The organism is Pseudomonas sp. USHLN015, assembly GCF_037153275.1.
Lineage (GTDB): Bacteria > Pseudomonadota > Gammaproteobacteria > Pseudomonadales > Pseudomonadaceae > Metapseudomonas > Metapseudomonas tohonis.
The window spans coordinates 1-13,783 of record NZ_JBBCKP010000023.1 but is presented as its reverse complement, the minus strand read 5'-3'; the positions used below and the strand labels follow the sequence as shown (position 1 = coordinate 13,783).

The window sequence follows — 13,783 nt, the reverse complement described above, 5'->3', positions numbered from 1 at the left end:
AGCGAGGGCTAGGAGACGCCATTCATGCTTGTGAATGGCCGTTCATACCGGCTTATTGAGCGGGGCGGCTGCCGATCTCTTCGTCGGTCGCCAGTCTGTAACCCTTGCCGTAGACGGTCAGGATGAGTTGTGGCCGGTTGGCGTTGACCTCCAGCTTGCGACGCAGGCGTACCACGAGCGCATCCACGGTGCGCACATCGACCTGCTCGTCCGCGTCCTGGCCACGCCGCACGCAGTGGAGCAGGTCATGGCGGCTGATGGCGTTGCCCCGCCGCTCGATTAGGCCGATCAGGAGGGCGAACTCACCGGGCGTGAGGTTCACGTCCTGGCCCTGCGGGTCGTAGATGCGCCGGCGCAGCAGGTCCACGCGAAAGCGCCCCAGGTGCAGGTTGAAGTCGCTGCCCCGCTCTCCCCCGCCGCAGCGACGCAGCAGGCTGCGCACCTGGGCCTGGAGGATGTTCAGGTTGAGGGGTTTGGTGAGGTAGCAATCGGCACCGGCATCGAGGCCCACGACACGGTCGTAGTCCTCGTCGCGCACCGTCACCAGGATGATGCCGAGCTGCGGGTGGCGGCGGCGAAGCTGCGCCGTGACGGTCAGCCCATCCAGGTCGGGAAGGCCGATGTCCAGCAGCACCAGCGCCGGATTCTCGACCTGCACCAGCTCCAGGCATTGCCACCCCGAACCGGTGGCATGCACCTCGTACCCCGCGCTCTGCAGGTAGAGCACCATCATGTCGCGGATCTCGGGAGCATCCTCTACCACTAACAGCTTGTCGGCCATCGACTCTCGATTCCCTGTTTCGGACCGGCGCGGATTCTGACTCAAAGCGACGGCGGGTTGCCACCTCATGCGTCAGTTCGCCTCATGGCGGCCTCGGCCATTAGCTGGTTCTCGAGCAGCACCAGGTGGCGGTCGAGCGTCTCCAGCAACGCCGGTATCTGCTCCGTACGACTCGTGCGCTCTGCCGCCCGGGCCAACTGATCGAGCCCGAAGTTGAGCGTGCTCCCCCGCAAGCGATGGCAGAGCGCTTCCAGTTGTTCGGTGCCCCGCTCACCGCCCGGCAACGAGACGAGCGACGCCCGTATCTCGCGCAACGAGGTACACAGGGTCGGCAGGAGGCGGTCGAACAGCGCGGCGCCGAGCCAGCCGCGCAGCATCGCGATGCGCTCCCGGGAGATTTCCTCGGCCTGCAGCCCCGCCACCGGGGCAGGCGACTCCCAGCGTTCCAGGACGGCCAGCAAGGCCTCGCGATGCAGGGGTTTGGCCAGCACGCCAGCCAGGCCGGCCTCCCGGCACTGCTGCGGATCGAGGTCACCCGCGTTGGCGGTCAGGGCCACGAGCAGCGGCCCGGGCTCGCGGGCCCCTTCGAGGATCCTGCGGCTGGCGGCGAGGCCGTCGATGTCGGGCAGGCGCATGTCCATCAGTACCAGGTCGTAGGGGGCAGCCAGGCACGCCGCGACCGCTTCCAGGCCGGAGCTGGCCGTGCCGACCTGGCAGCCCCAGCTCTGCAGCAACTCGGCGGTCACCAGGCGGCTGACCTCCACGTCTTCAACCAGCAGCACGCGCATGCCCTGCAGCAGGGCGACATCGTCCTCGCCCGGCGCGGGCTCATTGGCCTCCGGCCACGGCAGTGCCAGGCGGATGGCGGTGCCGCGTCCGGGCGCACTGTCCAGGGTCAGTTGCACGCCGATCAGGGCGGCCAGCCGGGCGCTGATGTAGAGGCCCAGGCCGATGCCGGGCCGGTCGGAAAGCGGGTCCCGCACGAAGGCATCGAAGATGGTGGCCTGCAGTTCGGGGCGGATACCGGGCCCGGTGTCCCTGACCTCTATGGCGAGGCCCTCGCCGACCTTGTCCAGGCGGATGACCACCTCCCCGCTCTCGGTGAACTTCAGGGCATTGCCCAGCAGGTTGAACAGGATCTGCCGCAGGGGCTTCGGATTGCCCAGCACGAAGGCCGGCAGGCCACCCGCGCAGGCGGTCGACAGCCGCAGGGCGCGTGCCTCGGCCTGGGGCTGGAAGATCGCGGCGCACTCCTCCACCAGGCGCTCGGGGGAAAAGGCCTGGGCCGGGGGCAACTCGAGCTTCTCCGCGCGGCTGAGCAGCATCAGGCCGTCCAGCACGTCGGTAAGGCTCTGCGCCGCGCTCTGCACCGTCTCGATGCGCCGCTGCTGGCGGCCGTCCAACCCGTCCCGGTTGAGAAGCTGGAGGTGCCCCTGGATGGCCACCAATGGCGTACGCAGCTCGTGGCTGAGCATCGCCTGGCGCTCCAGCGACTGCTGCGCCTCGTGCAGCGCCTGGTCGCGGGCCACGGCCAGTGCCCGGGTGCGCTCGTCGACCCGTGCCTCCAGCGAGGCGTTGAGGCGCTGGAGATCGTCGCGCAACTGGTTGCTGCGTTGGAGCGCGGCGATGACCCGGCTGCCCACAACCAGGCCGTGGGAAAGGAGGAAGAACAGCACGCCCACCGGGATGAGGTTGAGCGTCGAGACGCTGAAGGAATACATCAGCAGGTCGTTGATGATGGTGGCATCCATCACGATCATCCCCAGCAGCACGCCCATGGCGCCCGCCCTGCGGCGCCTGGCGGCCAGCAGCAGGGCGCCGAGGAAGTACAGCTCGCTGAGCAGCAGCCACAGGGCACAGGGGTCACGCAGCAGGGTGAAGAAGGACGCGGGCAGCAGCAGCGTCAGGGCGGCACCGAGCACACCCACCCAGGCCATCAGCGCCACGACCCGCCGGGACAGCTCCCCAGGGAACAGGCGCAGCAGGAGGAAACCGTAGGCCGGCGCGAAAAGGTGCCCGGACAGGTACTCGATGCGATAGATCCAGAGCGCCGGCCATTCGAGGTAGTGGTCCAGCAGCTCACCGCTGGAGGCAGCGCGCATCCCGGCCAGCACCAGCATGGCGGCCAGCGGCGCACCGCCCAGCGAGCGAGCCGCGCTGCGATCGAGCAGGCCCATGAACAGCGCCATCATGAAGGCCGCGCCGACGGTCAGAAGGTAGAGGGCGCGCTGCCGGCTCGCGTCCATCTGCAGCGTCTGCAGGGTGCCGGCCCTGACGGCCATATCGATGCCACCCTCGTGGTGGAAGTGGTTGGACAGCTCGATGCGGATATCCACCTGCGCGTGCCCCAGGGGCAGGGGCACGATGGCCGATTGCAGGCGTGGCACCTCGTCCTCGGCATCGCCCGGCCGCCCACGCTCCAGCACCAGGGCACCGTCGACCCAGATCCGCGCCGCCGACTTGAAGTCGTCGAAGTACAGCGCGAGCTGGCGGGTATGAGCGGGCAGCATCAGTTGGCCACGCAGCTCCACCCGGCCGAACCCCGCCTCCCCCCAGAACGTCGGGGCGCCCTTGCCCCAGGTGAAGGGGATGCGCACCTGCTGCTCGGCGCGCTCCGGCTCGATCCAGGTCAGTCGCCAATCACCATCCAGCGCGTGCATGGGCTGCAGCTCCGGGTTCCAGTCACGCAGGTCGATGGGCACGGAGGCCTGCGCCGGCAGGGCGAGCAGCCACGACAGCAGGAAGAGGCAGGGAAGCAGGCTTAGACGGATCACGAGCGAGGCGCTCCTCGGGACGAGAGGCCGGCACGCAGCGCTGACGGCGGGGAGCGCAGTCTAGGGGATCAGGAGGCAGGCTGTGAATCCGTCCTGTCGGGGCGGGCAGAGCGCGGCGGCACCGGGCCGCCGCGCTCGTCAATCAGCGCTTGGCCACCAGGTCCTTCGGCAGCTTGAAGGTCCAGATCATGCCGCCCTGGTCCAGGTCCTTGATGCGCTTGGCCACCTCGCCCCCCCACAGCGGCACGGCACCACCCCAGCCGGACACCACGGTGACGTACTGCTCGCCGTCCATTTCCCAGGTGACAGGGGATGCGATCACGCCGGAGCCGGTGTTGAACTCATAGAGTTTCTTGCCGGTCCTGGCGTCGAAGGCCATGAGGAAGCCTTCCGGGTTGCCGGTGAACACCAGGTTGCCCTTGGTGGCCAGCACGCCGCCCCACAGCGGCGCATAGTTCTGGTAGCGCCAGACCTCCTTGCCGGTCTTCGGGTCGATGGCGCGCAGCACGCCGATGTAGTCCTCGTTCAGCGGCTTGATGGTGAAGCCCGCGCCCAGGTAGGCCGCGCCCTTCTTGTAGGTCACGCCCTCGTTCCACATGTCCATGCCCCACTCGTTGGAGGGCACGTAGAACAGGCCGGTGTCCTGGCTGTAGGCCATGGGCATCCAGTTCTTGCCGCCGAGGAAGGACGGCGCCACGAACACCGAGGTGCCCTTCTTCGCGTCACCCGGGGCACCGGGGCGGTGGGCGTCGTCGTAGATGGGCCGGCCGTTCTTGTCCAGGCCCTTGGCCCAGGTGACCTTGTCGACGAAGGGGAAGCCACGGATGAACTTGCCGTTGGTGCGGTCGAGCACATAGAAGAAGCCGTTGCGGTCGGCGGTGCCGGCGGCCTTGATGGTCTTGCCGCCGTCCTGGTAGTCGAAGGACACCAGTTCGTTGACGCCGTCGTAGTCCCAACCGTCGTGCGGGGTGGTCTGGAAGTGCCACTTGATCGAACCGTCCTCGGGGTTCAGCGCCAGGCGCGAGGAGGAGAACAGGTTGTCGCCGGGGCGCAGGTGGGAGTTCCACGGCGAGGGGTTGCCGGTGCCGATGAACAGCGAATCGGTGCTCGGGTCGTAATAGCCGCCCAGCCAGGGGGCGGCGCCGCCGGTCTTCCACAGGTCGCCCGGCCAGGTCTTGCCCGCCTCGCCGCCGGAGATGCCGTTCTCGATCGCCTTGCCGTCCTTGTAGACGTAGCCCATGTGGCCTTCCACGGTGGGGCGGCTCCACAGCAGGTTGCCGGTGGTGGGGTCATAGGCCTCGATCTTGCCGACCACGCCGAACTCGCCGCCGGCCACGCCTGTGATCAGCTTGCCCTTGGCGATCAGCGGCGCGGCGGAGATGGAGTAGCCGGCCTTGTAGTCGGCCACGGTCTTCTTCCACACCACCTTGCCGGTGTCCTTGTTCAGCGCCACCAGCTTGGCGTCGAGGGTGCCGAAGATCACCAGGTCGCCGTACAGGGCCACGCCCCGGTTGATCACGTCGCAGCAGGGCATGATGCCGTCGGGCAGGCGCGCGTCGTACTGCCAGAGCTTCTTGCCGGTGCGCGCGTCGGCGGCGAACACGCGCGAGTAGGAGGCGGTGACGTACATCACGCCGTCCTTGATCAGCGGCTGCGCCTGCTGGCCACGCTGCTTCTCGCCACCGAAGGACAGCGCCCAGACCGGGCGCAGTTCCTTGACGTTGTCGGTGTTCAGCGTGTCCAGCGTGCTGTAGCGCTGGCCCTGCTGGTTGAGGCCGTTGACCACGATCTGGTCATTGCGCTTGCCGGCATCGCTGATGTCCTGGTCGGTGACGCCCGCCCAGGCAGACAGGCTGGCGAGGGTCATGGCGGCGAACAGCGCCGTGCGGGCGAAAGGCTGGGTGAAACCGGTGGGGTTCATTGCGGCTACCTCTGCGGGCTTGTTGTTGTCATCCGGGAAAATTTCCCGGTCTGCCGCGAATTCTTGGTGCGCCCGCCCTCCCCGCCAATTCACCTCAGTGCGGAGATTCGTAGTTCCTTGGTAGCAATACCGGGCCGCACGGTTCGAGGGGCGCAAGGGGAGGCGCAGGGTGGGCGTGGGTGAGTGGGTGGGCGTAGGGTGGGCTTCAGCCCACCGCTGCCAGGCCCAGGCAACGAACGATCGGGCATGACGACGTGCCCCACTCGACTCCGCCTGGTGGAGGTAAAGAGCGACCTCCACCCTACGCCCCGGGGGTACGCCTGCGCTGGGGGGGAACGCAGAACAGCCAGGGTGGACGATGCTTCACCCGTCCACCCTGCGGAGCGCGTCGTGGCACCGCTGCGCCTCACTCAGCCAATGGCAGACGCTCGCGCTCGTAGCGCGGGTAGAGGTGGCTGACGCTGCGCACCAGCTCGTAGCGGGTCAGGCTGATGCCGGCGAAGCGCTCGGGGATGGGCGCGCGGATGAGTTCGTTCATCTCCGCGCCGCGTTTGGCGCCGTCACGCAACAGGCCGTCGAGCCAGCCGAGGTAGTCGCGCATCTGGGCGAAGATCGCGTCGTCGCGGGCCACCGGGCCGTGGCCGGGCACCAGCAGTTTCCAGGGCAGCGCCTGGAGCTGGTCGAGGTCGGCGAGCCAGGTGTCCAGCCCCGGGCTGTTGGGGGTGGTGAGGGCGCGCTGGTAGAACAGCAGGTCGCCGCCGAAGAGCACGCCGGTGCGCTCGTCGAGGATCGCCAGGTCCGCCCCGGTGTGGCCGAGCAGGGCCAGCAACCGCAGTGGGTGGCCGCCGATGGCGAGGGTGCCGGGCGTGACCGCCTCGTTGGGCAGCAGCACCTCGGTGCCGCGCATCCAGTCGCCCACCAGGCGATACATGTTCTCGGCCATGGCATCGCCCTGCTGGCGCAGCAGTTCGGTGGTGCCGGGCAAGGCGGCGATGGGCACGTCGGCGAAGGCCTGGTTGCCCAGCGCGTGGTCCGGGTGGTGGTGGGTGATCAGCACCCGCTTCACCGGTTGTGGGGTGACCCGTGCGATGGCCTGGCGCATCGCCTCGCCGTAGCGCCTGGAGGGGCCGCTGTCGATCACCACCACGCCGTCGTCGGTGACGATGAAGGCGGTGTTGACCACGTTGCCACCGTTGCCTGCCGCGAAGTTGTCGGTGCTGCCTTCCAGCAGCCAGGTGCCCTCGGCTATCTGCCGGGGTTGCAGGTGGTAGTCGAGTTCAGCGCGAGACAGCAAGGGCAGCACGACGAGGAAAACCAGCACGAGCAGGCGCATGCCTAGAGCCCTCCTTCGAATTCGTTGCCGTTGTTGTCGCGCAGCCACAGGCGGGCGCCTTCGTGGCCCTTCACGTCCAGGCTGATGGTGGGGTTCTCGGCCACGGCCGGGAACAGCTCCAGGGTCGCCAGGGGCTTGCCGGCGGCGTCGCGCAGTTCGGCCTGGTTGAGGAAGAACTCGGGGATGCCGCCCACCAGGCCGTTGTCCATCGGGTGGTCGACGCGCAGGCGCAGGCGTTCGTCGTCACCCAGGGGGAAGCGCGCGGCATGGATCTGCCCCAGGCGATCCTCCCAGCCGGGTTGCGCGCGCACCACGCTGGGCGCGGTGCAGCCGCCGCCGGCGGCATCGATCCAGGCCGAGCCGATGTGCCACACGCCGTCCTCGGTCAGCGCCGCCGCGCGGATCGGCGTGGCCTGTTCGATGCGGATGCGGATCGCCACCACCGGCAACACGGCATCGCCGGGGCGGAAGTCGAACACACGGGGAATGGGATTGAGCTCGGCCCAGGCCATGAGCCGCGTCACCTTTCCCGGCAGTGCCCGGGCGTCCACCTGGATCGGCACCTGGCGGGCGTCCTCGGCGAAGGGCGGCGCCTGCAGCTGCACGCGATCGTCGAAGACGAAGGGCGCGCCATCGAGGATGCGCTGGTGGTGGAATTCCCACATCACCGAGGGCATCGGGTCCTTGCCCGGGTCGGACGCGGCGAGGGCCTGCGTCCCCAGGCACAGCCCCAGCAACAGCGTATTCAGGTGGCGCATGGCGGTTCTCCCTGGCAGGCCGGGGCCCGCCTCATTGCACGTCCTGGTAGAGGCCGGGCAGCTCGTAGGTCAGCCCGTAGCGGGCGTAGAGGGTGGCCAGACGGCCATCGCGGACCATCGCCTCCACCTCCATGTCCAGCGCGTTGGAAAGCTGGCGGTTGGACTCGTGCACCGCCATGCCGATGTCCCACAGGGGCTGGCCGAGGTTGGGGTAGGTGTTGTCGGAGGACTTCAGCGCCGGGTCGGCCGCCTCGTGCAGCAGCCACTGCAGCTCGCCGCGCAGGGCCATCACCGCGTCCACCTCGGCGCCCCGCATGGCGGCGAAGGCGGCGGCCGGGCTCGGGTAATGGCGGGTGTTGGCACTGAGCTGGCCGTTGAACACCGAGGTCAGGTAGAAGGACGGCACGCTCTCCAGCTCGACGCCGATGGGGTGCAGGCGGAACACGCCGATGCTGTCCACCACCGGCAGGCGCCGGGTGTCGTGCACCAGGTGCCAGCGCTCGCGCTGGTAGGGGGCGAAGATCACCACCTGCTCGTTGACCAGCTCGCCCACGTCGTTGCGCCGCGCCGTGTAGTCGCGGTCGTAGGGCACGCGCAGCATCACGTCCGCGAGCAGTTTGGGGCGCAGGTAGTGGCCCTTCCAGATGTAGTTGCGCAGGTCGTCGTCGAGCTTCTCGCCGGGGGTCACCCAGATCAGCTCGGCCTTGAGCCCCAGCGCGGCGGCCAGGGCATTGGCCAGGTCGACGTCGACGCCGCGGGCCTGGCCGTCCTGCTGGAAGCTGTAGGGCGGGAAGTTCTCGTAGACCGCGACCTTGAGCACCCCGGAGGCGACGATGTCGTCATAGGGGCGTACCTGCGCCTGCGCCAGCGGCAGGCACAGCAACCAGCACAGCAGGGCGAGCAGGCGCATGGCGATCACTCTTCGACGTGGACGCTTTCCAGGTAGGAGCGGATGGCCCAGAGCGCTTCCTGGCTGAGGAAGTCGGCCATCTTCGGCATGTACACCGCGCCGTCGCGCACCGCGCCGTTGATCACGCGCTCCTTGAACCACTCGTCGCCGTCGGCGCTGATTTCGAGCAGACGCAGGTCGGGGGCGATGCCGCCGGACTTGGCTTCCAGGCCGTGGCAACGCGCGCAGTTCTGGTTGTAGGCCGAGGCGCCGATCTCCACCGCCAGGGCGTTCTTCTCATAGGGCGCGCGATAGGGGTTGGTATCGCGCCATTCCTTGCCCAGGGGCTCCAGGCCATCGGTATTGACGGCCTGCGGCACGACATCACCATGGGCCAGGGCAAGACCGGTGAGGCTCAGACCGGCAAGGAACATCAGGCCACGCAGGGCGTTGTGCTTATTCATGACTTCCATCCTCTTCGAGATGCTGGGCAAGGCGAACGCTCGGCAGGAGCGTGGTGACGAGGATGGTAAGGAGCGCCCGACCGGGGCCGAATGCTGCTTTGGTGGTCGCGCCCTACTCCCTTGGTAGCAAGCCGGGCGGAGGTGTATCGAGGCGCTTTGGCAGCGGTTCCAAGTCATGCCCGCACTGGGAAGTTTTCCCGGCAAGCGCGGGAGTTTTTCCGTATCCCGCAGGCGGAGGCGCTTCCAGTATTCGAAGCGCCAGGACGCCAGGTGGCGCACTGGTCCACAACGACCACGGGAACCGCACACATGACAACAAGATCGCACCCCCAACCTGCCAGCCCGCTCAGCCTCGCCATCAGGGGCCTCCTGCTCGCCGGCGGCCTCGCCGCCAGCGCCGGCGCCTTCGCCGCCAACGTGACCTGGGAAGACATCGCCAACGACCATGTCTCGGTCAAGGACGTGCTGCAGTACGGCATGGGCACCAACGCCCAGCGCTGGAGCCCCCTGGCCCAGGTCAACGACCAGAACGTGTTCAAGCTGGTACCGGCCTGGTCCTACTCCTTCGGCGACGAGAAGCAGCGTGGCCAGGAATCCCAGGCGATCGTGCGCGACGGGGTGATCTACGTCACCGCGTCCTATTCCCGCGTGTTCGCCCTCGACGCCAAGACCGGCAAGCGCCTGTGGGTCTACAACCACCGCCTGCCCGACGACATCCGCCCCTGCTGCGACGTGGTCAACCGTGGCGCCGCCATCTACGGCGACAAGATCTTCTTCGGCACCCTGGACGGCCGCCTGGTGGCGCTGAACAAGGACACCGGCAAGGTGGTGTGGAACAAGAAGTTCGGCGATCACACCGCCGGCTACACCATGACCGGCGCCCCGACCCTCATCAAGGACCAGAAGACCGGCAAGACCCTGCTGATCCACGGCAGCTCAGGCGACGAATTCGGCGTGGTCGGCCAGCTGTTCGCCCGCGACCCGGACACCGGCGAGGAAGTCTGGATGCGCCCCTTCGTCGAGGGCCACATGGGCCGCCTCAACGGCAAGGACAGCACCCCGACGGGCGATGTGAAGGCCCCCTCCTGGCCGGACGACAAGAACTCCCCCACCGGCAAGGTGGAAGCCTGGAGCCACGGCGGCGGCGCCCCCTGGCAGAGCGCCAGCTTCGACGCCGAGACCAACACCATCATCGTCGGTGCCGGCAACCCCGGCCCCTGGAACACCTGGGCGCGCACCGCCAAGGGCGGCAACCCGCACGACTACGACAGCCTCTACACCTCCGGCCAGGTGGGCGTGGACCCGAGCACCGGCGAGGTGAAGTGGTTCTACCAGCACACCCCGAACGACGCCTGGGACTTCTCCGGCAACAACGAGCTGGTGCTGTTCGACTACAAGGGCAAGGACGGCAAGACGGTGAAGGCCACCGCCCACGCCGACCGCAACGGCTTCTTCTATGTGGTCGACCGCACCAACGGCAAGCTGCAGAACGCCTTCCCCTTCGTCGACAACATCACCTGGGCCAGCCACATCGACCTCAAGACCGGCCGCCCGGTGGAGAACGAAGGCCAGCGCCCGCCGCTGCCCGAGCCGGGCCAGAAGCACGGCAAGGCGGTCGAGGTCTCCCCGCCCTTCCTCGGCGGCAAGAACTGGAACCCGATGGCCTACAGCCAGGACACCGGCCTGTTCTACGTACCGGCCAACAACTGGAAGGAGGACTACTGGACCGAGGAGGTGAACTACAAGAAGGGCTCCGCCTACCTGGGGATGGGCTTCCGCATCAAGCGCATGTACGACGACCACGTCGGCAGCCTGCGCGCCATGGACCCGACCACCGGCAAGGTGGTGTGGGAGCACAACGAGCACCTGCCGCTGTGGGCCGGCGTGCTGGCCACCAAGGGCAACCTGGTGTTCACCGGCACCGGCGACGGCTTCTTCAAGGCCTTCGACGCGAAAACCGGCAAGGAGCTGTGGAAGTTCCAGACCGGCAGCGGCATCGTCTCCCCGCCCATCACCTGGGAGCAGGACGGCGAGCAGTACATCGGCGTGACCGTCGGCTATGGCGGCGCCGTGCCCCTGTGGGGCGGCGACATGGCCGAGCTGACCAAGCCGGTGGCCCAGGGCGGCTCGTTCTGGGTGTTCAAGCTGCCCAGCTGGGACAACAAGACCGCCAGCCGCTGACCCTCCCCGGCGCGCCTGCGGGCGCGCCGACTCCCCGCCACGCACCAGGAGCCGTCCATGAACTACCTGCCCATGTTCCTCCCCCTGCTGATGCTGGTCGTCGGGCTCGCCTGGGCCCAGGCCCCCGCCCCGCAAGCCGAAACCGACACCCTGGACACCGTAAAGGTGATCGATGGCTGCCGCCTGGAACCGCAAAGCCAGTGCCCCGGCGCCGACCTGCGCAATGCCGACCTGCGCAACCTCGACCTGCACAAGATCAACCTGGCCGGGGCCGACCTCTCCGGCGCAGACCTGCGCCACGCCAACCTCGACCTGGCCAACCTGGAGAAGGCCAGGCTGGTGGGTGCCAACCTGACCCGCGCCAGCCTGCAGCAGAGCAACCTGCGCGTGGCCGACCTCAGCGGCGCCCGCCTGGTGGCGGTGCAGGGCTGGGGCCTGTTCGGCCAGGGCGCGCAATTCAAGGGCGCCGACCTGACCGCCGCCTACCTGGAGTTCGCCCGCCTGTCCGGCGCCAGGCTGCACGATGCCAACCTCAGCGCCGCCGACCTGGAAATGACCTGGCTCAGCCGCGCCGACCTCAAGGGCGCCCACCTCAACGACGCCAACCTGCAGGAAGCCAAGCTGGGCGACGCCAACCTGGAGAACGCCGACCTCAGCGGTGCACGCCGCCATTACGCCTCGTTCCAGGGCGTGAACATGGAAGGCTGCCGGGAGTGCCCGATCGACTGGGAAAAATGATGTCCAGGCAGAGCGCGTCTACACTCCAGAAGCCGCGTCCTGCCGGATTCCTCGCGTGTCGAACTCAAGAAAGAGCCGGCAGGGTCGATGTGCTGATCAAGCGGTTTCACACTCTCAGCCAACGGGTTCCGACCATGTTCAACACGCGCTTGAAAAAGGAGCTGGAGCAGCTTCGGGAGGAAAACGCCCGAGCCCAGCAGATCAAGGAATCCATCTACCAGGAAATGCTGGTGATGGAGATCGACCTCCAGGGTCGCATCCTGTCCGTCAACGACAACTTCCTCGACGAGCTGCATTACCGCCATGACAACGTCATCGGCCGCACGCTCGAAGAGCTCATACCCCAGACCTTCCATCGCGACCCCAACTACCTGAAGATGCGCCAGGGCCTGGCCAATGGCGAGCACTTCAACGGCGCGTACCGGCTGCTCCGTGGCGACGGCCGCGAGGCCTGGCTGCGCTGCATCTGGCAACCGATCAGGGATGGGCGCGGGCAGATCCAGAGCGTCGTGCTGTGCGCCAACGACCTGACCCGGACCATCGAGACCGCCAAGGAGCACGAAGGCCTGATCAACGCCCTGCTGCGCTCCACCGCGGTCATCGAGTTCAACCTCAAGGGCGAGGTGCTCAACGCCAACCACCGCTTCCTCGACGCCATGGGCTACCGCCTGGAGCAGATCAGGGGCAAGCACCACAGCATCTTCTGCGAACCTGAGGAATCCAGCTCCCCCGCCTACCGGGAGTTCTGGGCCAAGCTGCTGCGCGGCGAGTTCGTCGTCGGCCGCTTCAAGCGCATCGACGCCCACGGCCGCGAAGTCTGGCTGGAGGCTTCCTACAACCCGGTGCACGACACCAACGACCAGCTCTACAAGGTGGTGAAGTTCGCCACCGTGATCACCGACCAGGTGAACCAGGAGCAGGCCGTCGCCGAGGCGGCGAACATCGCCTACAGCACGTCCCAGCAGACCGACGCCACGGCGCAGAAAGGCGCCTCGGTGGTCAGCCAGACGGTCAACGTCATGCGCCTGATCACCAGCCAGGTGCAGGAAGCGGCCGAAGGCATCGAGGCGCTGGACAAGCAGTCGCAGCTGATCAGCTCGATCATCAAGACCATCAGCGGCATCGCCTCGCAGACCAACCTGCTGGCCCTCAACGCCGCCATCGAGGCGGCCCGCGCGGGCGAACAGGGCCGCGGCTTCGCCGTGGTCGCCGACGAAGTGCGCCAGCTCGCCGGGCGCACCAGCCAGGCGGCGGAGGAAATCGTCGAGGTCGTGCAGCAGAACCAGAGCCTGGCCCAGGCGGCAGTGGACAGCATGTCCAGCAGCCGCCAGCACGCCGAGGAGGGGCTGAACCTGGCCAACGAGGCGGGCTCGGTGATCGTCGAGATCCAGGACGGCGCCCAGCGCGTGGTCAGCGCCGTGGGGCAGTTCGCGAGTCAATTGAAGGGGTGAAGCGGAAACGACCTGTCAGGAGCCGTGGCGGCGCTGAGCGCCGCCCCTGCAGCCATCAGACAGAGGTGTGTGGTTTCAAGCGCGACGGCAGGGGTGACCCCGACGGCTCTGTCTGCCTTAGCTACTGAGGACTCAACGAAAAAGCTCACGCACACTGCTTTCCGGGCATTTATGGCGCCTTGTCACGCCCACCGCATGGGTTTCGCTTCGCTCTACCCATCCTACGAAAGCCGCCATCCGCAGCGTACATCCGGCGGTGATGCACACATCAAGGTGAAGCATTGGGCACGATGTTGGAGCAGCCCACTGCTCCAACGTCTTCGCCGGACTCTTCATCGGGGTACACATCACGCTCGGGGCGCAATGGCTGGCGTAGGGTGGCGTAGAGCGAAGCGAAAACCACGCGGTGGTGACAGGGCACCCAGAGCCGATGAATTCGCCCCTACACCGGTGAAACTGCAGGGCGCCCTGCCCCCTCACCCCACCCGCAACA

10 protein-coding genes are annotated in these 13,783 nt (G+C 67.8%); 3 read left to right on the top strand and 7 right to left on the bottom strand.

The genetic code is table 11. From position 1 onward, the window contains the following. Positions 1-52: 52 nt before the first annotated feature. The 7 genes from WFQ67_RS30115 to pedF form a co-directional block, all read right to left on the bottom strand. The gene (locus WFQ67_RS30115) at positions 53-781 is read right to left on the bottom strand and encodes a response regulator transcription factor (RefSeq protein ID WP_213625628.1); all 729 of its coding nucleotides are present in this window, start codon (positions 779-781) and stop codon (positions 53-55) included. Between the two features lie 65 nt (positions 782-846). Continuing rightward, complete coding sequence (locus WFQ67_RS30110) at positions 847-3,555, bottom strand: ATP-binding protein (protein ID WP_337058994.1); 2,709 nt, start codon at positions 3,553-3,555, stop codon at positions 847-849. A gap of 142 nt (positions 3,556-3,697) precedes the next feature. Continuing rightward, a complete protein-coding gene (locus tag WFQ67_RS30105; RefSeq protein ID WP_337058993.1) occupies positions 3,698-5,476 on the bottom strand; it encodes a PQQ-dependent methanol/ethanol family dehydrogenase in 1,779 nt (592 codons plus the stop codon). Between the two features lie 406 nt (positions 5,477-5,882). Beyond that, positions 5,883-6,809 (bottom strand): quinoprotein relay system zinc metallohydrolase 1, encoded by a 927-nt coding sequence (locus WFQ67_RS30100; protein ID WP_337058992.1) that lies wholly within the window; start codon positions 6,807-6,809, stop codon positions 5,883-5,885. A 2-nt stretch (positions 6,810-6,811) separates the two neighbouring features. Further along, entirely contained in the window at positions 6,812-7,567 is a 756-nt protein-coding gene (locus tag WFQ67_RS30095) for a quinoprotein dehydrogenase-associated SoxYZ-like carrier (protein WP_337058991.1), read from the bottom strand. A gap of 31 nt (positions 7,568-7,598) precedes the next feature. Further along, positions 7,599-8,477, bottom strand: coding sequence for a substrate-binding periplasmic protein (locus WFQ67_RS30090; RefSeq protein ID WP_337058990.1), 879 nt, complete (start codon positions 8,475-8,477; stop codon positions 7,599-7,601). A gap of 5 nt (positions 8,478-8,482) precedes the next feature. Beyond that, a complete protein-coding gene (gene pedF / locus WFQ67_RS30085) occupies positions 8,483-8,920 on the bottom strand; it encodes a cytochrome c-550 PedF (RefSeq protein ID WP_173172415.1) in 438 nt (145 codons plus the stop codon). Between the two features lie 309 nt (positions 8,921-9,229). Here pedF and exaA point away from each other — a divergent pair, with 309 nt between their 5' ends. From exaA to WFQ67_RS30070, 3 genes are all read left to right on the top strand, one after another. Continuing rightward, on the top strand, positions 9,230-11,101 hold the full coding sequence (gene exaA, locus WFQ67_RS30080; RefSeq protein WP_213625633.1) for a quinoprotein ethanol dehydrogenase: 1,872 nt from the start codon (positions 9,230-9,232) through the stop codon (positions 11,099-11,101). A gap of 57 nt (positions 11,102-11,158) precedes the next feature. Further along, a complete protein-coding gene (locus WFQ67_RS30075) occupies positions 11,159-11,839 on the top strand; it encodes a pentapeptide repeat-containing protein (protein WP_213625634.1) in 681 nt (226 codons plus the stop codon). Between the two features lie 134 nt (positions 11,840-11,973). Next, positions 11,974-13,290 (top strand): methyl-accepting chemotaxis protein, encoded by a 1,317-nt coding sequence (locus tag WFQ67_RS30070; protein ID WP_213625635.1) that lies wholly within the window; start codon positions 11,974-11,976, stop codon positions 13,288-13,290. Positions 13,291-13,783: the final 493 nt, after the last annotated feature.